The organism is Thalassospira sp. MCCC 1A03138 (assembly GCF_002115785.1).
GTDB lineage: Bacteria > Pseudomonadota > Alphaproteobacteria > Rhodospirillales > Thalassospiraceae > Thalassospira.
Genome location: NZ_JFJY01000005.1, coordinates 56,640 through 83,378, shown reverse-complemented (window position 1 = coordinate 83,378; position 26,739 = coordinate 56,640). Strand labels below are relative to the sequence as shown.

Genomic DNA, 26,739 nt, shown 5'->3' with positions numbered 1-26,739 from the left:
ACTTGGTGATGGACAGAGCGATTTTGGTCGCCATAAGTGTGCTGTACCTCACAGCCGAGCGTCCATACAGAAAATGGTAGCCTAGAAGGAACTAGAACCCCCTAGTCATATTGCTGGTAACCTCCCCAAACCTCCTAGGCGCACACCCCATCACCCGTTTAAACGCCGTGCTGAACGCACTTTCAGACTCATACCCCACCGACAGGGCAATTTCCGAAATCGGCAGTCCCGAATGGGTCAGGCGATCCCCCGCAAGCAGCATCCGCCAGCGGGTCAGATAGGCCATCGGCGGGACGGCAACGACATCGCGGAACCGGGCGGCAAAGGCCGAGCGTGACATGCCCGCATGGCGGGCCAGTTCCTTGAGCGTCCAGGGATGGGCGGGGTCCCGATGGATGCAGGCAATCGCGGTTGCGATCTGTTTATCCGATAGTGCCGCGAACCAGTCGGGGATGTCGGGGGCGTGGGTGGCGGCTTGGTCTGTTTCGGCGGCCCGGTCACTTTGACCGCTGGTGTGCGCATTGCTCAGATGCAGCCGAAGCGCCTGCACCAGCACCGTATGCGCCAGATGTTGCAGCACCAGAAAACCGCCCGGCTGGGGGTTGCTTAATTCCTGCATCATCCGTTCGACCGACCAGCGCAGGCTGGACTCATTCTGATCATTTTCAATCCGCACAATCGGCGGCAGGGAAGCCAGCAGCATATCGGCATGCGGCCCCGAAAGGGCAAAGCGGCTGCTGACGATAAAGCATTCGCCGCCACCATTATGCTGAACGATCCCGCCGCTTTGGGCCTTGGCAAAGACCAGCGGCGCCTCAACCGGCGGGCAATCGGGATCGCTTGCCAGAAAGAAGGTCCGCCCACGCGGCAGGATAAAGGAACTTCCCGACGTCAACAGCACCGGACCCGCAAGGTCTTCGACGCTGACATAACATTGCCCGGAAACGACGGTGCCGCATTTGATGGTATTGGCCTGATCGGCAAAGCGGATCGCCCAGGGGCCGGCGGCATCAAAACCGGCCGACATGTAATTGCGCGGCTTAAGCAGCGACAGGATATCGGAAAGCGGATCCATGGGGTGGGGGCGCCTTCTTCTGGACGATTGCGAAAGTAATATGGATTATAGCGCATGGATCGTCCAATCGCCATCGCCTATCGTTCCGGTCATTGATCATGTGCAATGTGAAGTGGAGAACGGAATTGCGTATTTTTGTAACCGGGGCGAGTGGCTTTGTCGGATCGGCGGTCGTGCGCGAACTGATCGCGGCCGGGCATGAGGTTTTGGGGCTGGCGCGGTCCGATGCGTCGGCGGGTGCGCTTCTGGCGGCCGGGGCGGCGGTGCATCGGGGTGATCTTGATGATCGCCAAAGCCTGCGCGCCGGGGCGCGTGCGACCGACGGGATCATTCACACGGCGTTTAATCACGACTTTTCGCGCTACGCCCACAGCTGTGCCGAGGATGCGGAGGTCATTACCGCCCTTGGCGATGCGATTGCGGGCACGCAAAAGCCGCTTGTCGTGACATCGGCCATCGGGATTCTGGCCCATGGTGCAGGTGTGACGGAGCAGGACGTGCCCGATTTCGGGCCAAACGCCATGCCCCGTGTCGCGACCGAACGCGCCGTTGCCGACCTTGTCGGGCAGGGGCTTAATGTTTCGCTCATGCGCCTGCCGCCATCGGTGCATGGAAAGGGCGATCATGGCTTTGTGCCGATCCTGATTGGCATCGCCCGCCAGACCGGCGTTTCGGCCTATATCGGCGATGGCAACAATGCCTGGCCCGCCGTGCATCGCTTTGACGCCGCACGCGCCTATGTCCGTGCGGTCGAGGTCGCAATGCCAGGTGCCGTCTATCACCCGGTCGCCGAAACCGGCATCGCCTTTCACGAGATCGCCGGGGTGATCGGCAAACGGCTGGGTATTCCCGTCGTGTCCAAAAAACCTGATGAGGCCGCCGATCATTTTGGCTGGTTCACCCATTTCGCCAAACTCGATTGCCCGGCGGCAAGTGACATCACGCGTCGGCAATTGGGGTGGTCCCCGACAGAGGCCGGATTGCTCGCCGATATCGATCAGGAATGTTATTTCGACCAATAGGCCGGAGGGCGTAAAGCGGGTAGGCCGGGTGGGCAAGAGGTTGCAGCGCATCAAGAGCCGTCCGGCGACCCGCGCAGCGCCGCGTCAAGGGCAGTTGATTCGGGTTCAAGCTGTATGCTGGCACGGGCCGTGTGGTAATGTTCGTCAAAGCGCGGATGATCTGGGCTATTGCGTGCTGTGCTGCCACGTCTGTGCGCAGGACGAGGCGGAATTCAGGCCCGATGAAACGGCCTGTTCGATGGCGACCCTTAGGGCTTATGGCGAGAAACTCAATGAAGCCCATCACCGGGCGGTGAGGGTGTAGTGTCAGTTCTGCTCAAGAGCGTCCAGCTTTTCCGTGTGGGCCTGTTCGATGATTCCAGCGCCGAAAAGCGTACTGTTCTCTATCTTTTCGAGGTGGCGTATGGTGTCATGTAGGAAGCTTCCGTAACGAATTTCATCCGTCTCGCCGGTGAACTTGTTGGATGCAGGGAACCTTACAGCAGCCAATACATTGTCGATATGGGGCAGGGCCTCATGCGGGATGTTTTCCGTGTGTTTTGCGCGAACCGCTTCGAGGGTATCTTTTTCGCCAGCAATGACAAATTTATTTGCTGCTTCGCACGCCAGCCGGACTTTTTCCGTGTCGCCTTCGGTCAATTCATATCGGGGTTTTGTGTTTTTGGCAGGGGCCTTTCGGGTTGTTGCCATACTGCCGAGATTTTCCCGATACACTTTGGCTTTTGCGTTGATTTCTCTCATCGCGTGCGCCGCGATCAGGGCGTGATGCATCTGTCCTGTGATCCGGTTTTGGCTGTCATGGCGGATTTGCATCATGATGCCGTAAATCGCTATTCCAGCGCCGGTGAAACCGGCATATCCCGCCAGAACCGTTTCCCATTGGAAGCCAAGCCATGTCGCGCAAAAGCCCGTGCTGATCGGACTGCAAATCGCGTCTATCCACATGAGCAGGGCGGGAATTGCGATCATGGCCGTGCCGATTGCGGCGAGGTAGCGTTTTTTGAACAGTTTCACGGTTCTGCCCTGTCTTTGTCAGTGTGCTTGATGTCAGTCGGTTATGCCGCAGCGTTCCCGGATGTGCGCGATCTGCCGGTCGATTTCCTTGATCGCGGCCGCGGCCGCCGGTCTGGATTCGGCTATTTTTTGCCAGTGGCAGAGTGTGTCATATGGGATTTTTCGGTCTTCTGGGACGCTGTCAGGTTTGGTGACAATACTCACGCTTTTTGCAAGCTTTACCAGTTGGGCAGTAACCTTGTAGTCAAGGCTGTGCATTTGGTGAGTGGTAACGATTTTTTTGATGTGATCGCAGCGTTCCGTCAATTCCGCGGATGCCGCGAACACGGTTCCGTTCAGTCTTTCGGGGCGCAGTTGCCCTCTACGGACTTGCTCCCTGAGCCCTTCGAAAAAATCAACCTTGTCGTCTGCCCATGTGTGTATATCGGCGGCGGCATCGCGGGCGAGGTAAAGGGCCGCGCTGATTTCGTCGGCACGGTGCAGCTTTGCCTGACTGAGCGTTTTCTCCGTTTCTTCCTGCATCGCGCGGATCTGTTCGCGGCTGGATGTGATTACGAAAATACCGCCCGTCAGACCAAGTGCGCCAGCAAGGACGGTTTCCCATTGGAATCCTATCCACAGGCGGCAGGCTTCACTGGCCAATGGGCTGCATGTGCTGTCGATAAACAGCAACACGGAACATACCGCCGCCACAAGAACGATCGATACTAGGGCGATGCCAGCCCATTGTTTGATGTTTTTCACGACTTATTCGGTCCCCATAAATTTACTGACGGCCTTTGGCAATTGGTCGGGCGCGGGTATGGCCAGCAGTTCTTCGCGGCATTCGCGAAGTGCATCGTTATAGCCGTTGGCGATTGTTTCCATGTGGTTGGCGATCATTTCGGTGGTTGCGCTGATGATGCTGGCGGCAATGGTTTCAATCGGCTTTCCGGTTAGGCCGTGCGGGACGCGCAGGGTGTTGACGGTCATGATCAGGTTGTGCCTGCCCGCCGAAAATTCAAAGCCGAATGATACGACGGTTTTGCGGTCAATCGTTGTGGGTTCGTTTGTGTCATCCGCCATAAGGTCTGCCATCCAGCCGGGGATATCTATTTCGCGGACGGTCCTGCGGATTGATCCGGCGTCTTGGTATTGCGGGTCGGCCCCGGTCTGTGGCGGCGTTTCGTCATGCTGTTCGTTGGGCAGGGTGTTGATGGTGCTGAAAAGCACGTCTTTGACGGTGTGCCCCTGCTTTTGGTTCAGCCGCCATATGCCATCGACGAGAATTTCATGTACGGAACATGCGGTAATAGCGTTCGCCAGAAGCGGCGACGCACACCCGCGAAAGAACATTTCCTTGAATCCGGCTATGGTGACAGCGCCAAATACAATCGGGGCGACCGTGCAGGAAATGCCTGCGACTTCTTCACTGCGAAAGCCGCTTGTTTGCGCCATACGGGTGTCGCGCCGTGTTGTGATAAAAAGCACGTTAAATCCCCCCGGTTGTCCCTTGGCGTGGATCATGCGCCGAAGGTTGCAGGCAGGTCAATATTGGCTATCGACGGGCAGGGCACGCCAGCCAAAACCGGCTCCAAAAACCGGATGTCCCGCATCTACCGTGGCCCCGACAAACCACGAGCCTTCACCAACCCCGCCAACCGACCACCATCTGGCTCTCGGCCCACGCCGCTCACCTTCTCCGGCCGGGGCAACAACCTGCCGCTCTGGCGTTCAGACAAACCTCGGGCTTGCGCCAAACTCACCAACAAACGGTTTTCGGGCACACGGTCCTCACACTCGTCGGCCCCGTCGATCTTCGACGGGCCATGGCTTGCTGTTGCTGCCCCCGGCGACATTTCCGGCAACCGGTGAAGCCCGGACACATTTCGGGCGTCCGTCAGTCTGGTCCGCAGACGGACTTCGGGCGTACGGCCCCGACTGGTCCACCGTCGGCGGGCCGCAACTCACTGCTGCTCGCCGCTGCCCATGCTGCCATTGCCGCCGCTCCCGGCGAATTTAACGCTCCCTTGCCAAAAAGACGCACCTCTCCATGACAAATGACCGGGTTAGCCCCCTTAATCCTAGGGCAGAACGCCGCCGTAACGGCTCCGCCATCCGCCAATCAACATCCTGTGGATCGCCCCGCCGCCCGCTCTGCGTCTTTGCCGCTGCATCCCGATCCCCTCTTTCATCCAGCCCCAAACGCAAAAACCCGCGAGGCACAAGGCCTCGCGGGTTTCGGTCCGGGTGCATTTCTCCCGTTGACTTTTCTCTTATGCCATAAATAAAAGAACAAATCAAGAACTTTTTCGGGAAACTTTATAGGCGGCTTGGCTAAGCCGGACTCTTTCGCGGGCTCCCTTTGCGCCCGATCAACCGCCCATCAATCACGGCAAGCCCCAATCCGATGACGGCCATCCCGGCAATCTGGCGCAGTGCCAGCGTTTCGCCAAGAAACAGTACACCCAGCAGGATCGCACTGACCGGGATCAGGAAGGTGACGAGCAGAAGGTTGCTGGCCCCCGCACGGTTCAGAAGCTGGAAATACAGGATATAGGCCAGCGCCGTGCTAAACGCCGCGATGCCGAGCACGGCAAGGATGGTTTCGGTTTTTGGGAACGGCAGGTTCCAGGGGGTATCGATAAGGATACAAAGCGGGATCAGCATCAGGCTCGATGCGCTGGTTTGGCCTGCGGCCGTGAGGATCGGCGGGCTGTTTTTGAAGCGTCGCCCAAACACGCCCGCACACCCATAAGAGACTGCGGCCAGAAGCACCGCAAATGGCGCGAGTGCGGCGATGTTTGTCACATTGCTTATGCTGGCTTCCATGGCATCGGGAAGGCCGATGACGATGATAACGCCGATAAAACCGGTCAGGACGCCTATCACTTTGCGCCGCGACAGCTTTTCATTTTTGGTCGCCAGATGCGCAATGATCAGGGTGAAAAGCGGTGTCGTCGCATTCAGGATCGCCGCCAGACCGCTTACAATATGGGTTTGGCTCCAGACGATAAGGCTGAATGGAATCAGGTTGTTAAGGGCCCCCATGACAAGGAAGCTTAACCATATCTTCGGGTCATGCGGGATCACGATATGGCGCAACAGCACCACCCACCACAGGATCATCGCGGCAATCGCCACCCGCCCCAGCACAAGGGTAAAGGGCGGCAAATCGACAAGCGCGATTTCGGTAAAGAAAAACGACCCGCCCCACAGCACCGAAAGCACAATCAGCATCAACCAGCTCCGCCCATCCATGCGCGGGGATGGGTCATTGCTCTGGCTGATTTTTTCCGGTTCTGGCCGGGGTGCTTTCGGGCCTGCCGGAATACGCCTTGCTAGTGTGCGGTTGCGCTCCTGTTCCGGGTAAAGGGCAATCCAGGTATCTGTGCTCATATCCATGATCCGTCTGAAATGTGGTGGTGACGGAATGGATGTTAAAGCGTGCTGGCGTTGCTGGCTGGCCAGATTCGGACATCAACGCCGGCTATCAAAAATGCTCAGGCAAAAAGACGCATACCGCGCTCTGCCGCCATCTTGAAGCTGCTCACGACATGCTCCGCCAGGGCATCCTCTGCCGGGCCGGTGCCGGGGCGCTTGGCCAGGGTTATGCGGTATTCGCCAAGCTCGGGCAGTCCATGGCGGGCATCAAGATGGATCAGGCGATCGGAAATCACGCTGATCGGGACCGGACAGATCGCGAGGTCAGCCTCGGTTGCGGCAATCTGGGCCTGACAAAATTCGCTGGTATAGGCAACGCGGTAATTGATCCCCGCTTCGTCAAGCGCCCGCAATGCCATCGCCCGCCAATAACATCCCGGTTCGGCCAGTGCGACCGGAAGCGGGCGTTTTTCAATTGCCATTCCGTTGCGAGCACCAAGCCAGACAAGCGGTTCACTATGGATTGGCGGTTGCGGATCAAATTCGGGGTCATGGCTGAATACGGCGATATCGGTGGTGCCGTCGGCAATGCGCTGGCGCAGCCTTGCGGTCGGACCAAGAAAGACATCGACCTCGACATGCGGGTGGCTGATGGCAAAACGGCGCATGATTTCGGGAATGGCGATGATCCCATTGTCATTGGGCACGCCAAGCTGCACTTTCCCTGCAAAATCCGGGATGCGGAAGCGTGACATGACTTCATCATTGAGCTGCAGAAGACGTCGTGCAAAACCCAATAAAACCTCGCCATCTGGGGTCAGTCGCACCCGGCGGGTTTCGCGTTCAAACAGGCTGCATCCGATAATTTCCTCAAGCTTCTTGACCTGAAGACTGATGGCAGAGGCACTGCGATTGACCCGTTCTGCCGCACGCGAAAAGTTGCCGGTTTCACAAATCGCGACAAAGGTCCGCGCCAGATCAAGGTCAAGATTTGGCAGGTTTCCGGGCAAAGAGGACATGTGTGATTGCCAATTTGTGAGTTTTTCCAATGGGAGATGTTAAATCTTCTCGTTTGTCTCATCAATAAGAAATCCTCATCATCTCGTTATCAGCGATTGGAAAAACTTGAAAAGGATGATGGCCATGGCAGCGCAAATTTCATGCGAGCCGACGGTAGCCGCCAAAACCGACGTGACCAGCAGGTCCGATGGAGTGTGGGCCAGAATGACGGGTTTTGGGGCCAAATGGCGAGTGCGTCGCGAAGCGTATCGGCGAAACCTGCGCGAGGTTGAGGCCATGCTGGCGATGGAAGACTGGATGCTGCAAGACATCTATGGGGTCGAGCATGGTGATATCATCGCAGCCAAGCGCAGCCTTATGGCCAATCGGCACAATCCCGGTTGGCGGCTTTCACTGTTTTTACAGGATCGCATAGAGGCAAACCGGAAGGAAAAGCAAAGGTGGAAAGGGCGATAGAGCTGGATATGGACGATCTGTATTGCACCACCATTCTCTCGGTGCGAGTATCGCCCAAAGTGTCGTGATCACGGCGAATAAATGCCGTTGCGTACGGTAAACATAGCGGGATTTGGAATGAAGATCGCAATTCTTGACGACTATCTCGACAGCATTTTTCATTTGCCCTGTTATGAAAAACTGGCCGGGCATGACGTAACGATCCTTCGGCAGAAATATGATGATCCGGCCGATCTGGCGGGCGCGATTGGCGATGCGGAGGTGGTCGTTCTTTTTCGCGAACGCACCAGGATCACTGATGAATTGCTGGCACATTTGCCAAATGTAAAACTGATCAGCCAGCGCAGTGCCTATCCGCATATCGATGTCGATGCCTGCACGAAACGCGGTGTGCTGCTGTGTTCGAAACAGGGGGCGGGCAAGGCGCCGTCTTATGCAGCGGCGGAAATGACATGGGCGCTGATCATGGCATCCGCCCGCCAGATCGTCGAACAGAACGCGTCGCTTAAAGCCGGGCAGTGGCAGATGGGGATTGGCAAGACATTGCGTGGGCGAACAATCGGTATCCTCGGATATGGCAAGATTTCGCGCGTGGTGGCGGGCTATGCCAAGGCGTTCGGGATGAATGTGCTGGTCTGGGCGTCCGAGGCCTCGCGCAAGGCTGCTACTGATGATGGCCTTGATGTTGCCGCGTCACGCGAGGCATTCTTTGCAGCACCCGATATCATCACGGTCCATATGCGCCTGACCCCGGAAACCCGTGGCACGATTACCGCCGATGATCTCGCACGGATGCGACCCGGAAGCCTGTTTGTCAACACATCGCGGGCCGGGTTGCTGGTGCCGGGTGCGCTTCTGGCGGCCCTTGATGCCGGGCGGCCGGGCAAGGCCGCGGTGGATGTGCTTGATACCGAACCCCTGACCGACCCGGATGACCGGTTTGCGAACCATCCCAGTGTACTGGCGACCCCGCATGTTGGCTTCGTGACCGAGGACGAGCTGGACATGCAGTTTGGCGATATTTTCGATCAGGTGGTCGCCTATGCCAATGGCGATCCGATCCATATGATCAACCCCGAAGTCTGGCAGGGACGCAAAGCCAAACCGGCATAGGGGCGGCAACAGCAAGCCCCCAATGGGCAAACGGCCGCCGGAAGGTTCCCGGCGGCCGTTTTCATTTATGCCTTGGCTGATTTGGCTGCTGCCGATTTGGCCGCTCTGGCTTTTGCGCCGGGCAGGCGGGCAAATATCGTGATGTTGCCAAGGAAGATCATCACAAGGCCGGTGGCACCAATCGGGGTCCAGACATAGCCTTCAAGGAAGGTCGAAACCGTAAGGGCCACAACCGGGAAGAGCACGGTGACATAGGCCGCACGTCCAGCACCCACACGATGGACCAGCGCCAGATAGGCAATGAAGGCAACGACCGAGCCCGGAATGGCCAGATACAGAAGACCGCCGATATAGACCGGATCGGTCGGCATGACCGGGGTCTGACCGCGCAGCAGGGCAAAGATGAACAGCAATACCGCACCATAGGCCATGCCGCGCGCAACCGCATCGCGGTTGGGAATACCCATGGTGTTCAGTTTGACCGAAACCATGTTGCCCATGCTAAACACCGCCGTCCCGCCAAGGGCGAACAAAAGGCCGGTGATGGCATGCGGATTATGCGACAGCGCGTAAATCTGATTGGCAAACAGACAGGCAATACCGCCAAGGCCAAATGCTGCCCCGAAGACAAAGCGAAGACCCGGCCGCTGTCCATAAAAGGCCCAGTTGCCAAGCGCATTGAAAATGGTCGAGGTGGTAAAGATCACCGCAACAATCCCCGATGCGATATAGCCGGTGGCCGAATACATCAGGATAAAGTTGATGCCAAACAGCCCGCAGCCGAGAAGCACGATCCAAGGATGAGCCCGCCACGGAACCGGTCGCCATTTGCGCGACAGGATCAGAAAACCGCATAGCACGACGGCGGCTAGCAGGAAGCGGTAGAAGATCGACATTTCAATCGGGATTGGCCCGATCTGGAGCTTGATCGCATACCAGGTAAATCCCCAGCAGGCCGTGACGATCAGAAAAAGCAGGGCGGTCATGATAACGGGGCAACTCCGGTGACGAGAGGGGCAGGGCGAAAAACAGGACAAGGTCGATATGTGGGGCATATCCCAAGCCCGCTTATAGACTGTTTGAGGGATGTACGGCTTTCACGAACTTGCGGTGTTTTTCACAATCTTGCGCAAATCAATGCAGCCATTCGCACGACGGGCTTTGCAATATGGTGCCGCAATGCGATGATCAGGCCTCAGAAACAGGACGTGCAGATGTTTGTGCCCAATGGTCGATACCAGAATTTTGAAGTCTACAATCAGCTGATCGGTGATGCCGAACTGCTGAATGCGGGCGATTTTGGCGACAGCATTTCGGCCGCACACTGGCGGCGCAATGCGGATGTCATGACCCGCTATACCGATCCCGACCATCACACCATCAGCCTCTATGTCAACGGTGGCACCGGCATTAAACGCCAGATCGGACCCGATCCGCTAACTGGTGGCGGGCCGGGGCGCTGTTGTCTGATGCCTGCCCATCTGACATCGGATTGGGTGGTGAATGGCGAGGTCGAGTTGTTCCACCTTTATATCCCGCATTCCGCGTGGGAACGCGCGGTGGTCGAAGCGTTCGACATCGAACCCAACGCCGTCGAAGTCCCTGAAAAGACCTTTTTCCTTGATCCCCTGATCGAGCAGACAATCCGACACGCCATGTTGCCGCTGGACTGGGATGCTCCGGCTGATCGTATGGCAATGTCGAGTGCCGGTCAGATGCTGATGGGGCATATGCTGCGCAGCTATTCCTCGAAACGGGATCTGGAATTTCGGGTACGGGGCGGCTTGTCACCGCAAATCAGGCGCCGGGTCTTTGATTTTATCGAAGCCAATCTGGATCAGCCGCTTTCACTCGAACAGATTTCGGCCGAGGCGGGGCTTTCGCCCTATCATTTCGCGCGTATGTTCCGCCAGTCCGTGGGCGAGGCACCGCATAAATATGTTCTGCGTCGCCGGATCGAGGCCGCAAAGCAGATGTTGCGTGATCCGGCACGGTCGGTTGCCGATATCGCGCTCGCCACCGGTTTTTCAAGCCAGGCCCATCTGACCACGCGGTTCAGTGGTTTTACCGGCCTGACCCCGGCAAAGTTCCGAAGCGTCGCCCGGTAGCGGCGGGGGCGGCGATGTGCTTCCGCCCGCAGACAAGCGATGGTGTTGCGAAATTGCGGAATAATGGGATTGGGCTTTATGCGTTGTCGGCAAAGGGCAAGGCATTTGGTCTGCCAAGCAGATACCCTTGCACATAATCCACGCCATAATCGGTCAGGAAATCAAGTTCGCCCTGGCGTTCAATTCCTTCTGCGACGACATCGATGTCGAGCTGTTTGGCCAAGTCGATCAGCTTGCTGACGATGGCCTGTTTATATTTATCCTGATCAACATGGTCGATCAGATCCCGGTCGATTTTAATGATGTCGGGTTGCAATTGCGGCAGCATGTTCAGGGTCGAATAGCCCGATCCGACATCGTCCAGTGCAACCCGAAATCCTGAATCGCGATAGGATTTCAAAATCGCGCCAAGATGCTCGATACTCCGCACTTTTTCGGTTTCGATCACTTCAAAGACAACCTTATTGCGATCCAACCCGCATTCCGAAACGACATCAATCGTTGTACGCAGGCAGGAATCCGGATCGTAGATCGAACTTGGCGTGAAGTTGATAAACAGATTTCCCGAAATCCCCGCTTTGTGCGCGTTACGGACATTTGCAGCCCGGGCTGCCCGGTCAAGCTGGAACAGCAAATCGGCTGATTGGGCCGCGCCAAACAACTTATCCGGGGTGATGACATTGCCGGTTTTATCGGTCCCGCGGATCAGGCATTCGTGCGCATAGGGCTTGGTGATGTTTTCAGCCGCAAAAATCGGTTGAAAAACGGATTTCAGGCGATTGTCCCGCAGCATGTCGCCCAGCCATTCGGCACCGATCTGCGCGCGAATGGCACCAAGCGAGGTGACGCGTCCAATGTCGTCAAGTTGCGGTTCCCCCTTGCCAGCCATAATCAACGCCTTGGTGTCGGCGATTTCCTCGGGCAGCAGGTTTTCGGAAATTGCATCAATCAGCGGGCGCAGACCCGGACGAACATAATCAAGATAAAGCGTTGCAACGGATGTGCTTTTTTCTGCGGAGTGCCCGGACTTCTTGATATTGGCAAGAATTTTCCCCGTTGTATGTGCAACAGGAGGCCAAAGGTAAAGGCGGCCTTCACTTGGGGCCATTTCCGGTATTTGGTCGCACTTCTCGCAGAAGGTCAAAATCGTCTCCGCTTTTTTGGTTTTCCAGATCACCCGAAGGTCCATCATCTTGTAAGATAATGGCTTCCTTCGTTAAAGCATATGGGATTTGGGTGTGGCAAAAAAGCCTGAACGTCGGGCGAGATCGGACCTGCCTGCCAAATGTGATCGGCAAATATGATCGGATTTTCCGCACATTCGACGGTAGCCAATTTCCGATTCCGCGTCCCCGATAGGTCAAAGATCATTTCCCGGTTGATTACAAGTTTCAGCGTCTGGAATTGAAAATTTTCAATTAAGCATTTGATTTTTAATAATTTTTACAAGTTGAAAAATCGATTGACAAGATTGATCGGAGGTATCTAAAATTTCAAACAAACTAAAATATCAATTAATGGCAAAATGCCAATCCAACGGGAGGACTTCCATAATGAAATTTACTGCGAAAACACTCGGAATCTGTGCCGTACTTGCCGGGGCGCTTGCTGCGGGCATGCCTGCGACGGCTGCAACGACGCTTCGTATCGGAACGGTTCTGGCGCCAAATGACCCGATGGGGCAGGGGCTTGAGAAGTTCAAGCTTGATGTCGAAAAAGCCACCAATGGCGACGTTATTATCGAGGTTTTCCATAATTCCCAGCTGGGTGACACCACCGAAATGATCGATCAGGCGCGTGCGGGTGCCGGTATCGGTACGGTCACGGATGTTGCCCGCCTGTCAAGTTTCGTTCCGTCGCTGGCGATCATGTCGGCACCATTCCTGTTTGATACCTATGAACAGGCCGACAAATTTGCCCTTTCGGATGAATATATCGCCTGGGGTGATGAACTTCGCGAGAAATCCGGCCTCGTGATGATTGCATCGAACTGGTATCAGGGGGCGCGCCACGCCCTGACACAGAAACCGGTGAAAAGTCCGGCCGATCTTGCCGGTGTTCGCATGCGGACAATTGGTGCGCCTGTGTGGATTGAAACCATCCGCGCAATGGGTGCCGAACCGACCCCGATTGCATGGGGCGAAGTATACACCGCCCTTCAGCTTGGTACGATTGACGGTGCCGAAGCCCAGCCGACCGCAATCTGGAATGCCAAACTTTACGAAGTGATCAAGAATGTGACCAAAACCGGCCATATCCAGCTCGTGACCGCACTGGTTGTTGGTGCCGAGGCATGGGATGAAATCTCTCCTGAAAATCAGAAGATTGTACGTGATCTTGCGGTCGAGGACGGTCGTTATGCGTCGCAGCTAACCATTGAGCTTGGCGAAAAGGCCCTTGAAGATGTTGCCGCAAGCGGTGTTGAGGTCAGCGAAGTTGACCTTGCACCGTTCAAGGAAGCTGTAAAGCCGGTTTACAAGCAGCTTGATCTCGAAGCCGAGGCCGCCATCGTCAATAAAGTTCTCGGTCGCTGATTTTCCGGTAACGGTAAACGTGCCTTGCGAATGTGCGTTGTTCCGCATGCGGGGCAACGCACATCAATCTTCAAGATGGAATGGAATACATGCTCAAGCAAATTGAGTTTGCCTGTGCCGGGATTCTGCTTGTTGCAATTGTCGTTCTGGTGGGCGTTGCGTCAATTGCCAGGGCGGTGGGATCCCCGATTATCTGGTCAATTGAAATGGCCCAGCTTATTTTCGTTTGGCTTTGTATGCTGGCAGCTGACATTGGCATGCAGGAAAACCGGCATTTCGGTCTTCAGATTCTGCAGGACAACATATCCCCCAGAGCACGCGATCTCGTCGAACTGTTCAATATCGTCGTGATCATCGGGTTCCTTGCGTTTCTGCTGTATTACGCGTGGGGCAACATGATTTTGATGCATCCCCGTCTTGTCGGCGCAACGCAAATCCATGCCTCTTACATCCATGCTTCGATGGTTGTCGGTCTGATCCTTTTGATGCGGACCATGGTGTTTAAGCTTATCGAACGAATTCGAAGCCGGGGGCAGTTCTGATGCTCATACTGATTGCGGTACTGTTTACAGTTTTTCTGGTCATCGGAATGCCTGTCGCCTTTGCCCTGGCGCTTGCTTCGGTGCCGGTCTTCATTCTGACCGGGGCCATGCCGCCAACCGTGGTGATCCAGAAAATGGTAACGGCAACACAAAGCTTTCCGCTTTTGGCTGTGCCGTTCTTCATCCTTGCCGGAAACCTGATGAATGTGACGGGGATTACGTACCGTCTGGTCAAGTTTGCCCGTTTGCTGACCGGCTGGATGGCCGGGGGGCTGGCACAGGTATCCATCGTTCTAAGCTTCATGATGGGCGGGATTTCGGGGTCGGCCGTTGCCGATGCCTCGATGGAGGCGCGCCTTCTGGGGCCCAGCATGATCAAGCAAGGCTATTCCAAGGCATCAACGGCTGCGGTTCTGGCTTTCGGGTCGGTTATCACCGCAACCATTCCGCCAAGCATCGGACTGATCCTGTTCGGGTTTGTGAATGAAGTTTCGATCGGTCGCCTGTTTTTGGCCGGTATTCTGCCCGGTATTTTCCTGACGATTGTTCTGATGATCACGTCTTGGTTTGTGGCGCATAAAAATGGCTACAAGCCTGATCTTCCAACGGTGCCGAGTGCAAAAGAACTTTGGTCGAGCTTTTCGGAAAGCATCTGGGCGCTGGCATTTCCGGTCATTCTGATTGTCGGCTTCCGCTTTGGTCTGTTTACCGCGACCGAGGCGGGCGCGTTCCTTGTTTTCTACGCGCTTTGTGTCGGATTTTTTGTTTATCGGGAACTGGACCGCAAAAAGCTTTACGAAGCGGTGACCGGCTCTGTTTCCGACCTTGGAATGGTGATGTTGCTGATCATTATGGCGGCGGTTCTGGGCTATGCCATGACCATTGAACGTGCACCCCAGCAGATTACCGAGTTTGTTACAACACTTACCGAAAACCCAGTTCTGATCCTGATGCTTGTTGTCGCGGTTCTTGTGATCAGCGGCATGTTCCTCGAAGGAGCGGCAAACATTCTTCTGGTCACGCCGATTGTCATGCCAGTTCTCGTCAATGCCGGATATGACCCGGTCCATATGGGGATTTTGATCGTGACCCTGATCAATTTTGGCGGTTTAACGCCACCGGTCGGGGTCATCATGTTTACGGTTTGTGGCATTCTGGATGTCAAAACCGGGGCTTATACCCGGGCATCGATCCCGTTCTTCATTGCGATGGTGGTATTTTTCGTTTTGATGGCGGCAGTGCCAAGCTTGACGTTGTTATTGCCCAACGCATTGATGTAATGAAGGGAACAAGGGATGCAGGCACATGCGCAATTGCCGGGAGTTGAGTGAAAATGAATACATTCATGGGCGGACTCATGCCTGTTTATGATAGCGCGATGAAAGCCAATGCGCATGTTCCTGCTTCGGCACTTGTTTATGAGGAACTGAGGAGCCGGATCATTTCGCTTGTCCTTCCGCCTGAAACAACACTGGTTCGGGCAGAACTGGCGGACAGTTTCAAAGTCAGCCAGTCACCGGTGCGTGAAGCCATCATGCGCCTGGAACAGGATGGGTTGGTTGCATCCTATCCCCAGTCGCGAACCGTAGTGACCAAGATTGATGTTGCCCGTATCCGCGAGGAGCATTTTCTGCGTGTTGCGGCGGAATGCGAGGTGGTTCGGCAATTGGCGGAAATGGGGGAAACTGCTGCCGTTGTCAAAGCCAGGGGCATCATCAAAATGCAGGAAGCCCTTGCGGGGGATATCGAACAGATTGATCTGTTCAAGCAGTTGGACGAGACATTCCATGCGGCTCTTTTCAATGGGGTCAATCAATCAAACCTGCATGTGCAGGTGACGGCGCGCAGCGGTCATCTGGCGCGCGTTCGGATGCTTGATCTGCCGCGTGCGGGTAAAATGCTTTCTGTGCTTGAAGGTCACAAGGCCGTAATTGACGCGATCCAGTCCGGTGATGGCAATTTGGCCAGTTCGGAAATGCGGCAGCATCTTTCGGGAACCATGGAACGTTTGCCACAGATCGTTGAAGAAAACAGGGAACTGTTTTCATAAGGTTTTAGCTTCCTCCCGGGCGGCCAATCAGCAAGGCGTTTTTAATAAACGTCTTGCTGATCTTGTTTGTGCCGGTGTCGGCTGTCGAGGGGCTTTGCGGAACTGCGGCAATCGCATATCCTGTGGCTCTTGAACAGGAACAGAAATGCAAACAAGTTTTCGCCAGTACCGGTCCGAAGCCGCCAGTCACAGCCATGATGATTTTCACCAGATCATTATTGCTGATCTTGGCATGCTCGAGCTTGAGGTCGAGGGGCGCGGTGGCTGTGTTTCGGGCCGCAGGCTGGCGTTTGTTCCGGCGGGCGATACCCATGCCTATCGGGCGTTGGGGATGAACCGTTTTCTTGTGCTTGATGTTGATATCGATCTTGCTGCGCAAACCGGGCTTGAACGGCTTTGGTATCAGGCGGGCGCGTCACCCTATCTTGAAGTCGTGGCGGGATATGCGGGACATTTGACAGTTCTTTTGCAAGGACTTGAGCACAAGCGTGTGATATCGCGCATACGGCGATTTTCGCCGGATGGGCAGGGGAGCCTGCAATCTGAAAATCTGTTATTGCGTCATGTGGCGGGAATTGCTGTGTGCGAAAACACCTTTGCCGATGACGCGTTTGTTTGCAAAACTTTAGGCGAAGTTCTGGGGCATTCAGCGGCCACGCAAGCTGACAAAGCCGACGCAGGCAGCATGATTCCGATGCGATTGCAGCGCTTGCTTGCCTGGATTGAGCTGCGTCTTTCTGAACCGGTCGGGGTTCCTGAAATGGCGAAGATTACCGCGCAATCGCAAAGCGCGTTATTTGCGGCGTTTCAAAAGCATCTGGGTACAACGCCGATGCGCTGGTTGGGCGAACAACGATTACAGCGTGCCTACGCAGTGCTGAATGATCCGAAAAATACAATGCCGCTTGGCGATATTGCGCGCGAGGTCGGTTTTACCGATCAAAGTGCGTTTTCCCGCGCCTTTTCCCGGCGGTTCGGACATGCACCGATTGCGCTTCGGCGCCGAACTTAAAGGCCTCCGGGTTTATCTCATTCGAATGAAATCCGGAGTTTCGGCAAAGACGTTTTCATCCCGACCTGCTTTGATCACTGATGCGATTAGTTGAACTTCGGGATGGTTTCATGACTTTGCTTGATCACCGTACAAAGGCCACCATGATTGGTGGTATTGCCATTGTGCTTTGGGCCTTGCTGGCGTTATTTACGACAGAAGTCAGTGCCATCCCGCCTTTTCAACTGGTCAGTCTTTGTTTCTCCGTTGCGGCCATTTTCAGCTTTATCTGGATCGCGCGCGGCGGGTTGGCGGCGTTTCAGGCATTGAGGCAACCGGTAGGTGCCTGGGGGCTTGGGGTTGGCGGGTTGTTTGGGTATCACTTTTTCTATTTCGTAGCCTTGGCCAATGCGCCCGCAGTTGATGCCAGTCTGATTGCCTATCTGTGGCCACTTTTTATTGTCCTGTTTTCAGCACTTCTGCCCGGTGAACGATTGCGCTGGTATCACTTTGCCGGTGCGGTTCTGGGACTTTGCGGGGCTGCGGTTCTAGTGACCAAAGGGCATGGGTTTGATTTTGATCCGGCCTATGGCCCTGGTTATGGTGCGGCAATGGTTTGCTCTATCCTGTGGTCGGGATATTCGGTTTTGAACCGGCGCTATCGCAATGTTCCGGTTGAAGCCGTTTGCGGATTTTGTGCCGGTGCGGCGTTATTGGGTTTCATAACACACGGCCTGACTGAAATCTGGGTGATGCCGGATGCCGGGCAATGGCTTGCGATTATCGGGCTTGGTCTTGGCCCGGTCGGGGTTGCTTTCTTTGTCTGGGATTATGGCACCAAGCATGGCGATATTCAGGTTCTGGGTGTCGCGTCCTATGGCGCTCCGTTACTCAGCACGATCCTGCTGATCGGTTTTGGCAAAGCCGAAGCAAGCCCGACCGTGATCGCGGGGTGCCTTTTGATTGTTGGTGGCGCTCTTTTGGCTTCGATAAAAATGCTGCGGCGGAAAACGGTTGTTGCGTGACCTAGGGCCTTGTTGGCGCTAGAACTGGATCAGGAAAGAAAATAAGAAAATCCGGAGCGCCAGAAATGACACAGCATATTCCCAAAGCCGAATTGCATCTGCATATGGAAGGTGCGTTGACCCCTGCATTGGTGCGGAAATTCGCCGCCCGCAACGGTATTAGCCTTCCAGACGGGATTTATGATGATCAGGATCGGTATATCTGGTCAAACTTCCCCGAATTTCTGGGCAGTTTTGACAGGGCGAGCGCGGCAATCCGTACTGGTAACGATTATGCCGATCTGACGCATTGGTATCTGTGCGAGCAGGCCAAAGCGGGGGCGCTTTATGTCGAGATTTTCTGTTCGCCGTCACATGCACTGGAATGTGGCATTTCCTTTGATGATCATCTGAATGGTGTCGCCGAGGGGATTGACCGTGCCGGGAAGGAAACCGGAATTATCGGACGAATCATCATGACCTGCGTTCGCCATATCGGCCCGGAAACGGCGATTGGTGTGGCGGCTGATACGGTTGCGTGTGGTCATCCCTATATTGTCGGGTTTGGCATGGGGGGGAACGAAAGCATGTTCTCGCAGGAAGCGTTTTACCCGGCCTATAAAATTGCCGCCGATGCCGGGCTTGGATGTACAACGCATGCCGGGGAAGTTGAGGGTCCACAAAGTGTCTGGGATGCAATCGACAAATTGCCGGTGACCCGAATAGGGCATGGTGTGAGATCCATCGAAGACTCGAAACTGGTCGAAGAACTGGTGAAACGCGGCATTGTTCTGGAAGTGTGCCCCGGATCGAATATTGCCCTGTCTGTATATCCGGATTACGCATCCCACCCGTTGCGCAGGCTTTATGATGCTGGGGTCAAGGTGACGTTGGGATCAGATGATCCGCCGTTCTTCCACACAACATTGGCCGAGGAGTATCAGCGCACCAAAGATGTGTTTGGTTTTAGCGAGAATGAGCTTCGTGGTATAACGCGTACCGCCCTTGAGGCGGCCTTTGTGGATGCTGACACGAAAGCCATACTGATCGCAAAGCTTGATGCGAACTAATACAAAACGCCCCAGAAATCCGGGGCATTTTTTGTTCTGTTACCAGGCAACTTTACCCAGAAGCTTTTCACCAAGCGGTGTCAGCTTTGCGCGTTCATAGCGCGTCTGTTCCCAATTGCGCGGGTCACCCGGGAAGGCATGGCCGCGTGCCGGCAGGCGTTCCGACCAGCTTTTGGTCCGCCAATCAACAAGTTCCTGTTCCTCGGGCGTTGCCGGGGCCATGGATATATATTGCGCAACGCGGGTCTGGTTGGACCGGTTGGCGCGAATGCCATGTGCAAGCAGGCTATTGAAAATCAGAAGATCGCCCGCCTGCATCGGGATGCGTTTGGGTTCATACGGTATATTGGCGATGTCCGGCCGGAACGGGTCTCGGTCCTTTGGTGCGGTGGAAAGCCATTCTGCGAAATTGGCAAACAGGTCCGGTACACACTGGAACCCACCCATATCATCATTGGTATCGACCAGCGATAAAACCCCCTGCACATTGATTGGCAACGGGGCCTGGCTGGTATCGGCGTCCCAGTGGATAAAACCGTCAAATGCACGTGCGCCAACATTGGGGGTATTAAGGTTGGCGCGATCGATCGATACCCAAAGATCAGTGCGATCCCAGATATCGACAAACGCGTCATAAACCCGTGGTGTCTGGCGGTTATTCCACATTGATTGATGATGATAGGCTTCGACCATGCCGGAATTGTTCAATTCGGTCATGGCATGGTCGCGCATTTGCGGCCGGGCCCAGCTTGCCGGATCATTCGGGTCCATTTCCTGAAATTCCCAGAGGAAGTCGATGGTGGCCTTGATCTGTTCCTGCAGGGCGGCATTTTTCACGACAACATAGCCATAGGTTTGCCAGTGTTTGAAGTCCGCATCTGATAGCACGCGCAACGGCAGCGATTTTTCAAGATCACGCAATTGCGTGCCAGTGACTTCCTTGACCGAGGAATTGCCCGGCCGGTTCGCATTCGGGCCGGTCGGGGCTATTGTTGCCCTAGTTGCGTTTGCCAGCATGCTCATGATTTTTCCTCCCGCATGGTTCATGACGTTGGAACCATTCTAGAGGGCCACGATGGTCGCGCCCACTGACAGGGCGGACATAATATGATACTATTCGGCCAAATTAATCGATTTTGATAGCCGTATAAGCGAGTATTTGAATGAAACTGCTGTTCGAACATGTGAAAATTGCACCGGATCGGTCGTGGCGTGGCCTGCACCGGAATCTGCGTGCGATCCCGTTCGAGTGGCATTTCCATCCGGAATATGAACTGACCCTGACGCTTGGAAGCGAAGGGCAACGCTATGTCGGGGATCATATCGGATCTTATGGCAACGATGATTTGGTGTTGTTGGGGCCGAACCTGCCCCACACATGGCATTCGGACAATGCCGCCCCGCCAGCAGCGGGGAAAATTGATACGGGGGCATATGATCTTGATTTGCAGGCAAAGCCGGGTGAACGGCCACATCAGGCCTTTGTCTTCTGGTTTACGGCAGAGTGGATCGATAATGTTTGTGTAACCATGCCGGAATTTGCACGATTGCGACCTGTCCTGACAGATGCACGGCGGGGGGTGAAATTCGATGCGCTGACCGCACGAAAGGTTGCGGCCTATACGCCTCGGTTTGATGCTGGTGATCCGGCCGACCGGTTATTGTTGCTGGTAGAGGTATTGCGGGTTTTGCTGGATGCGCGGGAACGGATACCGCTGGCATCCGAGCGATTTGATGCAACGGTACCCGATTATCATGAGGCAACCCGGCTTGGCCGGGTTCTGGATATTTTGCATTCGCGTTATGTCGAACAAATCGGAAGTGCTGAAATTGCCAATCAGACTGGCATAAGTGAACGGACCCTGCGCCGTTTTTTCAAACGTCATACAGGGTCAAGCATTCAGGATTATCTAATGGGATTGCGGTTGGGGCGGGCGATGTCGTTGCTGCTGTCGTCCGATTTGCCGATTTATCGGGTGGCGGAGGAATCAGGGTTTCAGAACTTGTCGCATTTCAATCGACAATTTGCCCGTCATCGCGGCATGTCACCCAGCCGGTTCCGGCGTGAACGGTTTGAAAGGGGAATGTCGCAAGCTGTCTGACACGGAAAACGTGCTGGTTCGAAATGAGACAGGGGTCAGTCCGTATGATGGTTTGCCAGGTGCCGATCAAATGCCTGCCAGAAAAGGCTTCGCAAAGGATCGCTTTCCTGAAGTATTTCATGACGGGCTTCGGGGATTTCGATCATTGCAACTGATGGGTGATCGCCAAACAGTTCCTGTGTTGCACGATTGCTGACGACCTGATCGTTGCCTGACAACGCCATCGTTATCGGGGGTAGCGTGGCGGTCGCAAAATCATTGACAGGTACCACACGCCGGGATAAATCGGCCTGTGCCCTGAAACAGGCGTCAAGCCATCCCGCCGAAACGCCGCCAACCACCAGATCCGGATTTTCCTGCAGGCAGGTGACATTGCGTTCATAGCGCGCCCGATCCGACGTCAGCAGATTGTTATCGGCAAAGGGTTGCAATGGGGACAGCAGCTTTTGGCCGGGCAGAAATTGCTTGTCGAAACCATACCGGCAAAGTCCGGCTGATAAAAACTGTGCGGCAAGTGCAATCCAGTCCGGCCCGCCAAGCCCGAAAAACGGGGCGATCATGATGGCGCTTTTAAACAGTGCCGGGTTTTCAAGCAGCATGTTCATGCCCACCAAGCCACCGGTCGAGTGGGTCAGAAGCAGATCGCAACGGATGTTGTGATGATTGGCAAGGTGCGAAAGCACATCATGCGTGTCTTCGATGTAGTGGGTGATATCACGGACATACCCCATATGGCTTTCGGTGACTTCGCGGGTTGATCCACCCTGTCCACGGAAATCGAAAGTGACGCAGCCAAGGCCGCGTTCGGCGAGTTCATGAGCCGTTTCGCCGTACCGCTCGATAAACTCGCCGCGTCCCTGAAGGATCAGGACATGGCCAATGGCATTTTCGGGCGAATGCAGGGCATAACGCAATGTCAGGCCGCTTCGTCCGGTCAATTGATCAATGGCAAAGGTCATGACTGTGAAAGCTTCTTATTAGGGCGGGGGATGATCAGTTACTCACTCTGTTCATCAATTTGCGGTCTTTCCCGGGACTTCCAGTGACACTTCGATGAAATGGGTCATTTTATCGAGCATGCTGACAAAATCCGGGTTGAAAGTACCGCGGCGCAAACTCCCAGGAGATGCGGAATCTGCCAGATTCAATTCGCCATAAACCGCGTCGCCGCTGGTCTGGCATTTGCTGTTTGCGCTTTGTTCGTCGTAATGATCACAACGACGGATAATGCCATCCATACCGTAATGCGGATTATCCGGGCGGATGGTAATGGCGGTATGGGCATGATTAAGCGTCCGCCAGTCCGGGGCCGCAGATTTGACAATGTCGACACCGTCGCACAGTGGATGTTCGTCAATTAGGTGTTCTTCGCCCTGGTACCAGATCAGGCGTTTGTTGTCGTTTGTGACCTTGCTGCAGAAGAAATCAGCGGCCAACATGGGGTCAACAGTTCTGTCATCGGAACTGACCACCATGAAGATGGGAATATCGAACGCATCCATGGTGCCGTCGCGATAGGGCTCTGTCAGCAGATGGAACTCGGCCGCGGCATTCATTGCCATCGAACCATATTTGGCAGCATCGCTGTTTTCGCCTTTGCCAACCCAGCTTTGAGCATAACGCGCATAGGGTGTCAGCCAAGCCTGATCGCTTTTGGCCGAAAAGCCGGGGGATAGCAAAACCATTGCTGTCATCCGTGTGTCTCGGCGACGGGCATCAAATTCCCGCCCGATCAGGGCTGCCCCCATTGAATAGCCGATTGTGATGATATGCTCCGTGCCACTTGCAAACCCGTCCATGCCGTAACGTACGGTTTTGATCCAGTCTTCGTAACTGACATCACGCAAATCACCCGGTACCGTGCCGTGCCCCGGAAGCAACAATCCATGGAACGTCGCGCAGGGGAATTTCGATAGCAGCGTATCGCGGACATCGGTCATCAGGAACGGACTGTCTGTCAGGCCATGCACCATCAGAAAGCCGACATCCTTGCCGTGCGCGGTGTTATTGCCCGCCGCGTCACAAACTGCTTTGTTCGGACCGGATGCGAAGGGAGCCCGCATTGCGACCACCTGATCAAGATCGTATTGGCCAAATGGCGCGACTTCCTTGTCAAAGCGCTTTGCTTTAAGTGCCGTGCGAAGCTGTTCGCGGGTTTTCTGGACATAATCGTCAAATGATTGGTTCTCGGCGGGGGCACCAATGGCAAGGCCGGACGGATCATGTTGCGGGTCTTCGAAAAAGCATCCCGACAGTGCAATCGTCGCCGGAATGGTCATAGCGACAAGTGTCGAACGCAAAAGGCCGTTTGCGGACATGGAAAGCTTCCCCGTTTCGTTTCGATGTGGTGGCTTGTCCGATAAACTCTAACTCAGGCTGCATTATGACGCGACCAACAAAAAAAGCGGCCCGAAACGGACCGCTTTGAAATCGGTGGCAGAACACGCCCGAAAGCTGGCTTATTCCATGATTTCCCAGCTATGCGTGATTTCGGCCGCCTTCGACAGCATGATCGAGGCCGAGCAATATTTCTCGGCGGACAGTTCAACCGCGCGGGCCAGTTTGGCTTCGTTCAGGTTTTCACCCTTGGCCTTGAAATGCAGATGGATTTTCGTGAAAACCTTGGGGTCGGTTTCTGCACGCTCGGCTTTGACATCGGCTTGGACATCAATGATTTTCTCGCGGCCTTTCTGAAGAATATGCACGACGTCAATCGACGAACACCCTGCCAGACCAAGAAGCAGCATTTCCATCGGGCTTGGCCCAAAGCCGGTGTCCCTGTTGCCGTCCATGACCACTCCGTGGCCAGATCCGCTGGTGCCAGTGAAGGTCAGATTTTCAAGCCACTTTACGCGTGCTTCCATGATCGGGTTCCTTGTCTCGAGAATTGCATGCTTCATCGTCTAGCCTGCCTGACCAGTTCGTGCAAGCCGTGATCACATAAGGCAGTTACAGGTTGAAAAACATCAGGTGCAGGGGTGTAAAACTGTTATAGGAGTTTTTACCTTAACAAGAGATAATGTATGTCATTCCAGACCGTTATCACCAAGGAGGGTAAATCATGACGCAGGATGCCGGACGCAGCAAAAGCCGTTTCATGATGGCTATGGAACATGTTTTGCGTGAAGTGAACCATGAAGTCATCAGCCCTGCGATCCCTGATATGAGCGTTGACAGCGCTTTGCCGCTGATTATCAACGTTGCCAAGTTGCGTGCCGACTATCTGAGATATGCCTTCAAGCTCAGTGCAGATCGCAAGGACAATCATCCGACGGCAGAGGAACTGGCGAAGCTTAAACTTCTTCGCGAGAGCTATCAGGAAATGCTTGCGGCTGCGCGTGAACTCGAACATTGCATTGATCGGGGATATATTGACTTGCCGGTCGGCGATAAAAAATCGTGACGCATTGGCGCTGGTCGCAAGACTAAGCTTGTCATATACTTACGTATGGAATAAGAGCTTTCAGAAAGGGCCTGCCAAGTGGCCTTTGTTATAAAATCCGATGGTTTTGGGGCATTATAGATAACACGGGAAAGGGAGTGCGTCGCAAAGCGGCGCGTGCGTGTATTGTCAATTGCTCCAGACATTGTCGCCACAGCAGCACTATCGCGTGACGGCATTATATTCATCGGTTCCTCCGATCTGAAAATCGCCCATGCCAACTCGGTTGCGGTTAATCTTTTTAACGCATCGAAATCGGCCCTCCGAGACGGAACCGAAATCAAGCAGTTCCTTGCTTTTCTTGCCAAAAATGCAGAATTTTCGTCTGGCGACAGTGTTGGCGCGGCACGTGAAGCGCTTAGCCTCATTTCTGGCAAGGACGCCAAGGCCGATTTGCCAGCCTTTCAAATGAATGGCAGAAAAGTTACGTGGCGTAAGGCCGAAGGTCCCGAAGGTGTGACCGCACTGGTCTTTCGCGAGGCTGGCAAGGCAGAAGAACTTGCCAAGGCATTGGCCGATCACAAGATTTTCATTCAGCATCTGATCGATGTGTTGCCCATTCCGGTTTACCTCAAGAATCTGGATGGTGTGATCAACCGTTGTAATGATGCTTTTGCCAAGTTGCTGGGGCAGGATCCCAAAAATGTGATTGGCGGCAAATTTGCCGATGTGGCCCCGGCACCGCTTGCTAGCCGCATTTTCGATTACGAGGCGCCGTTGCTGAAATCGGAAGGCAATGTGCGTCATGAAATTGATTTCGAAATGGACGGTGTCGAAAAATCCGCATTGTTTGCCGCAGCCAGCCTGAAGGGGCCAAGTGGCGCAATTGCCGGTACGATTGGCTCGTTGATTGATGTGACATCGCTAAAACAGGCTCAGGCCGAAGTCGCCGCGGCAGCACAACGTCTGACAGGGCTTTTGGAAAAGGCACCAATCGGTGTTGGCATTTCCAACCGGGATGGCGGGGAATTCCAGTTTTATAACAAGATGTTCGAGACTCTTCTGTCTCTTGATAGTGATGGGGCGGTGCCAACGGACACAGTGCTTCTTTCGGAGCGATACCGAGAAAAGAGTCTTCAGGATATGGATATGCTTGGCGAACTGCAGGATGTGGAATTACGCATTCGCCGTCCGGCAGATTCAGATGCGCGCTGGTTGAAGGCATCGATGGAGCCGCTGACATTTGAGGGGCAGGAATCTGTGCTCTGGTGGATAAGTGATATCACCAAGCAGAAGCTTGCCGCACGAGAGCTGCAGAACAAGGCAAATAACGACGAACTGACCGGCCTGGCAAACCGTGCGCGTTACATTCAGAAGCTTTCACAATGTGAAACTGTCTTGCGCGGCACGGATACGCCAGCGTCAATCTTCCTGCTTGATCTTGATGGCTTCAAGACCGTGAACGATACATTGGGGCATGGTGCTGGCGATTGGGTTCTGGTTGAAACGGCAAAGCGGCTCAAGCGTGTTGCCCGTCGGGCGGAGGAAGTGGCGCGTCTGGGCGGTGATGAATTTACCCTGTTTTTCATTAATAAAGGTGATGAAAAGGAAATGGCGGCACTGGCCGATGACATTCTTGCCGAGATTTCCAAACCGTATATGTGGGAGGGGAATCGTTGTGATATTGGTGCATCGATTGGTTTTACCGTTTTCGACGCAGGCTATTGCGACATGACCGAGCAATTGCGCCGTGCTGACAAGGCTATGTACGAAGCCAAAGAAGCCGGCAAGGGGCGGGCCTGTCTCTATCGGCCAGAGCTTGAACCCGATTTGCACAGGGATGATACTGTCTAGGTCCGATTGGTTTGCTCAAGTGGAATTTGGGGTGGGGTG

General features: G+C 54.8%; 26 protein-coding genes. 14 read left to right on the top strand and 12 right to left on the bottom strand.

Features of this window, described 5'->3' with window-relative positions; genetic code table 11:
* Nucleotides 1-91: 91 nt before the first annotated feature.
* Nucleotides 92-1,075 carry an AraC family transcriptional regulator gene (locus tag TH468_RS11820; protein WP_085644365.1) on the bottom strand — a complete coding sequence of 328 codons (984 nt, stop codon included), beginning with the start codon at nt 1,073-1,075 and terminating at the stop codon, nt 92-94.
* A 125-nt stretch (nt 1,076-1,200) separates the two neighbouring features.
* On the opposite strand from TH468_RS11820, the gene TH468_RS11815 reads away from it, so the two are divergent.
* On the top strand, nt 1,201-2,097 hold the full coding sequence (locus tag TH468_RS11815; RefSeq protein ID WP_085644363.1) for an SDR family oxidoreductase: 897 nt from the start codon (nt 1,201-1,203) through the stop codon (nt 2,095-2,097).
* A gap of 306 nt (nt 2,098-2,403) precedes the next feature.
* On the opposite strand, the gene TH468_RS11810 is transcribed toward TH468_RS11815, so the two are convergent.
* From TH468_RS11810 to TH468_RS11790, 5 genes are all read right to left on the bottom strand, one after another.
* On the bottom strand, nt 2,404-3,111 hold the full coding sequence (locus tag TH468_RS11810; RefSeq protein WP_085644361.1) for a hypothetical protein: 708 nt from the start codon (nt 3,109-3,111) through the stop codon (nt 2,404-2,406).
* A gap of 33 nt (nt 3,112-3,144) precedes the next feature.
* A complete protein-coding gene (locus TH468_RS11805) occupies nt 3,145-3,855 on the bottom strand; it encodes a hypothetical protein (protein WP_085644359.1) in 711 nt (236 codons plus the stop codon).
* Nucleotides 3,856-3,858: 3 nt separating this feature from the next.
* Entirely contained in the window at nt 3,859-4,581 is a 723-nt protein-coding gene (locus TH468_RS11800) for a hypothetical protein (RefSeq protein ID WP_139834703.1), read from the bottom strand.
* 846 nt (nt 4,582-5,427) lie between these two features.
* A complete protein-coding gene (locus tag TH468_RS11795) occupies nt 5,428-6,489 on the bottom strand; it encodes a DMT family transporter (protein WP_085644355.1) in 1,062 nt (353 codons plus the stop codon).
* 104 nt (nt 6,490-6,593) lie between these two features.
* Nucleotides 6,594-7,493, bottom strand: a complete 900-nt coding sequence (locus TH468_RS11790; protein WP_085644353.1) for a LysR family transcriptional regulator — start codon at nt 7,491-7,493, stop codon at nt 6,594-6,596.
* Between the two features lie 124 nt (nt 7,494-7,617).
* Here TH468_RS11790 and TH468_RS11785 point away from each other — a divergent pair, with 124 nt between their 5' ends.
* Together TH468_RS11785 and TH468_RS11780 are read left to right on the top strand one after the other, a co-directional pair.
* The gene (locus TH468_RS11785; RefSeq protein WP_139834702.1) at nt 7,618-7,950 is read left to right on the top strand and encodes a hypothetical protein; all 333 of its coding nucleotides are present in this window, start codon (nt 7,618-7,620) and stop codon (nt 7,948-7,950) included.
* A 117-nt stretch (nt 7,951-8,067) separates the two neighbouring features.
* A complete protein-coding gene (locus TH468_RS11780; protein WP_085644349.1) occupies nt 8,068-9,063 on the top strand; it encodes a D-2-hydroxyacid dehydrogenase family protein in 996 nt (331 codons plus the stop codon).
* A gap of 65 nt (nt 9,064-9,128) precedes the next feature.
* Here the strand turns inward: TH468_RS11780 and TH468_RS11775 are convergent, their stop codons facing one another.
* Nucleotides 9,129-10,049, bottom strand: coding sequence for a DMT family transporter (locus tag TH468_RS11775; RefSeq protein ID WP_085644347.1), 921 nt, complete (start codon nt 10,047-10,049; stop codon nt 9,129-9,131).
* A gap of 228 nt (nt 10,050-10,277) precedes the next feature.
* Here TH468_RS11775 and TH468_RS11770 point away from each other — a divergent pair, with 228 nt between their 5' ends.
* Nucleotides 10,278-11,171 (top strand): AraC family transcriptional regulator, encoded by an 894-nt coding sequence (locus TH468_RS11770; RefSeq protein WP_246832304.1) that lies wholly within the window; start codon nt 10,278-10,280, stop codon nt 11,169-11,171.
* A gap of 76 nt (nt 11,172-11,247) precedes the next feature.
* Here the strand turns inward: TH468_RS11770 and TH468_RS11765 are convergent, their stop codons facing one another.
* Entirely contained in the window at nt 11,248-12,279 is a 1,032-nt protein-coding gene (locus TH468_RS11765) for an EAL domain-containing protein (RefSeq protein ID WP_246832303.1), read from the bottom strand.
* A 445-nt stretch (nt 12,280-12,724) separates the two neighbouring features.
* On the opposite strand from TH468_RS11765, the gene TH468_RS11760 reads away from it, so the two are divergent.
* From TH468_RS11760 to TH468_RS11730, 7 genes are all read left to right on the top strand, one after another.
* Nucleotides 12,725-13,705: a C4-dicarboxylate TRAP transporter substrate-binding protein gene (locus TH468_RS11760; RefSeq protein ID WP_007091903.1), complete on the top strand. Its 981-nt coding sequence runs from the start codon at nt 12,725-12,727 to the stop codon at nt 13,703-13,705.
* Between the two features lie 89 nt (nt 13,706-13,794).
* Nucleotides 13,795-14,247, top strand: a complete 453-nt coding sequence (locus tag TH468_RS11755; RefSeq protein WP_085644735.1) for a TRAP transporter small permease — start codon at nt 13,795-13,797, stop codon at nt 14,245-14,247.
* Nucleotides 14,247-15,527, top strand: coding sequence for a TRAP transporter large permease (locus TH468_RS11750; protein WP_085644343.1), 1,281 nt, complete (start codon nt 14,247-14,249; stop codon nt 15,525-15,527). The genes TH468_RS11755 and TH468_RS11750 overlap by 1 nt, the downstream gene beginning before the upstream one ends.
* 53 nt (nt 15,528-15,580) lie before the next feature.
* A complete protein-coding gene (locus TH468_RS11745; protein WP_085644341.1) occupies nt 15,581-16,297 on the top strand; it encodes a GntR family transcriptional regulator in 717 nt (238 codons plus the stop codon).
* Between the two features lie 145 nt (nt 16,298-16,442).
* Nucleotides 16,443-17,309: an AraC family transcriptional regulator gene (locus TH468_RS11740; RefSeq protein ID WP_085644339.1), complete on the top strand. Its 867-nt coding sequence runs from the start codon at nt 16,443-16,445 to the stop codon at nt 17,307-17,309.
* Nucleotides 17,310-17,419: 110 nt separating this feature from the next.
* Nucleotides 17,420-18,313, top strand: coding sequence for a DMT family transporter (locus tag TH468_RS11735; RefSeq protein ID WP_085644733.1), 894 nt, complete (start codon nt 17,420-17,422; stop codon nt 18,311-18,313).
* A 65-nt stretch (nt 18,314-18,378) separates the two neighbouring features.
* The gene (locus TH468_RS11730; RefSeq protein ID WP_085644337.1) at nt 18,379-19,362 is read left to right on the top strand and encodes an adenosine deaminase; all 984 of its coding nucleotides are present in this window, start codon (nt 18,379-18,381) and stop codon (nt 19,360-19,362) included.
* A gap of 39 nt (nt 19,363-19,401) precedes the next feature.
* Here TH468_RS11730 and TH468_RS11725 read toward each other — a convergent pair whose 3' ends face one another.
* Nucleotides 19,402-20,385, bottom strand: coding sequence for a phytanoyl-CoA dioxygenase family protein (locus TH468_RS11725; RefSeq protein WP_085644731.1), 984 nt, complete (start codon nt 20,383-20,385; stop codon nt 19,402-19,404).
* 140 nt (nt 20,386-20,525) lie between these two features.
* On the opposite strand from TH468_RS11725, the gene TH468_RS11720 reads away from it, so the two are divergent.
* Entirely contained in the window at nt 20,526-21,464 is a 939-nt protein-coding gene (locus TH468_RS11720; RefSeq protein ID WP_085644335.1) for an AraC family transcriptional regulator, read from the top strand.
* A gap of 35 nt (nt 21,465-21,499) precedes the next feature.
* Here TH468_RS11720 and TH468_RS11715 read toward each other — a convergent pair whose 3' ends face one another.
* From TH468_RS11715 to TH468_RS11705, 3 genes are all read right to left on the bottom strand, one after another.
* Nucleotides 21,500-22,423 carry an alpha/beta fold hydrolase gene (locus TH468_RS11715; RefSeq protein WP_085644333.1) on the bottom strand — a complete coding sequence of 308 codons (924 nt, stop codon included), beginning with the start codon at nt 22,421-22,423 and terminating at the stop codon, nt 21,500-21,502.
* Nucleotides 22,424-22,477: 54 nt separating this feature from the next.
* On the bottom strand, nt 22,478-23,782 hold the full coding sequence (locus TH468_RS11710; RefSeq protein ID WP_085644331.1) for a carboxylesterase: 1,305 nt from the start codon (nt 23,780-23,782) through the stop codon (nt 22,478-22,480).
* Between the two features lie 141 nt (nt 23,783-23,923).
* Complete coding sequence (locus TH468_RS11705) at nt 23,924-24,328, bottom strand: OsmC family protein (RefSeq protein WP_007091892.1); 405 nt, start codon at nt 24,326-24,328, stop codon at nt 23,924-23,926.
* Nucleotides 24,329-24,525: 197 nt separating this feature from the next.
* Between TH468_RS11705 and TH468_RS11700 the strand changes: the two genes are divergently transcribed.
* Nucleotides 24,526-24,867 (top strand): hypothetical protein, encoded by a 342-nt coding sequence (locus TH468_RS11700; protein ID WP_085644329.1) that lies wholly within the window; start codon nt 24,526-24,528, stop codon nt 24,865-24,867.
* A 156-nt stretch (nt 24,868-25,023) separates the two neighbouring features.
* Nucleotides 25,024-26,700, top strand: coding sequence for a sensor domain-containing diguanylate cyclase (locus TH468_RS11695; protein WP_085644327.1), 1,677 nt, complete (start codon nt 25,024-25,026; stop codon nt 26,698-26,700).
* Nucleotides 26,701-26,739: the final 39 nt, after the last annotated feature.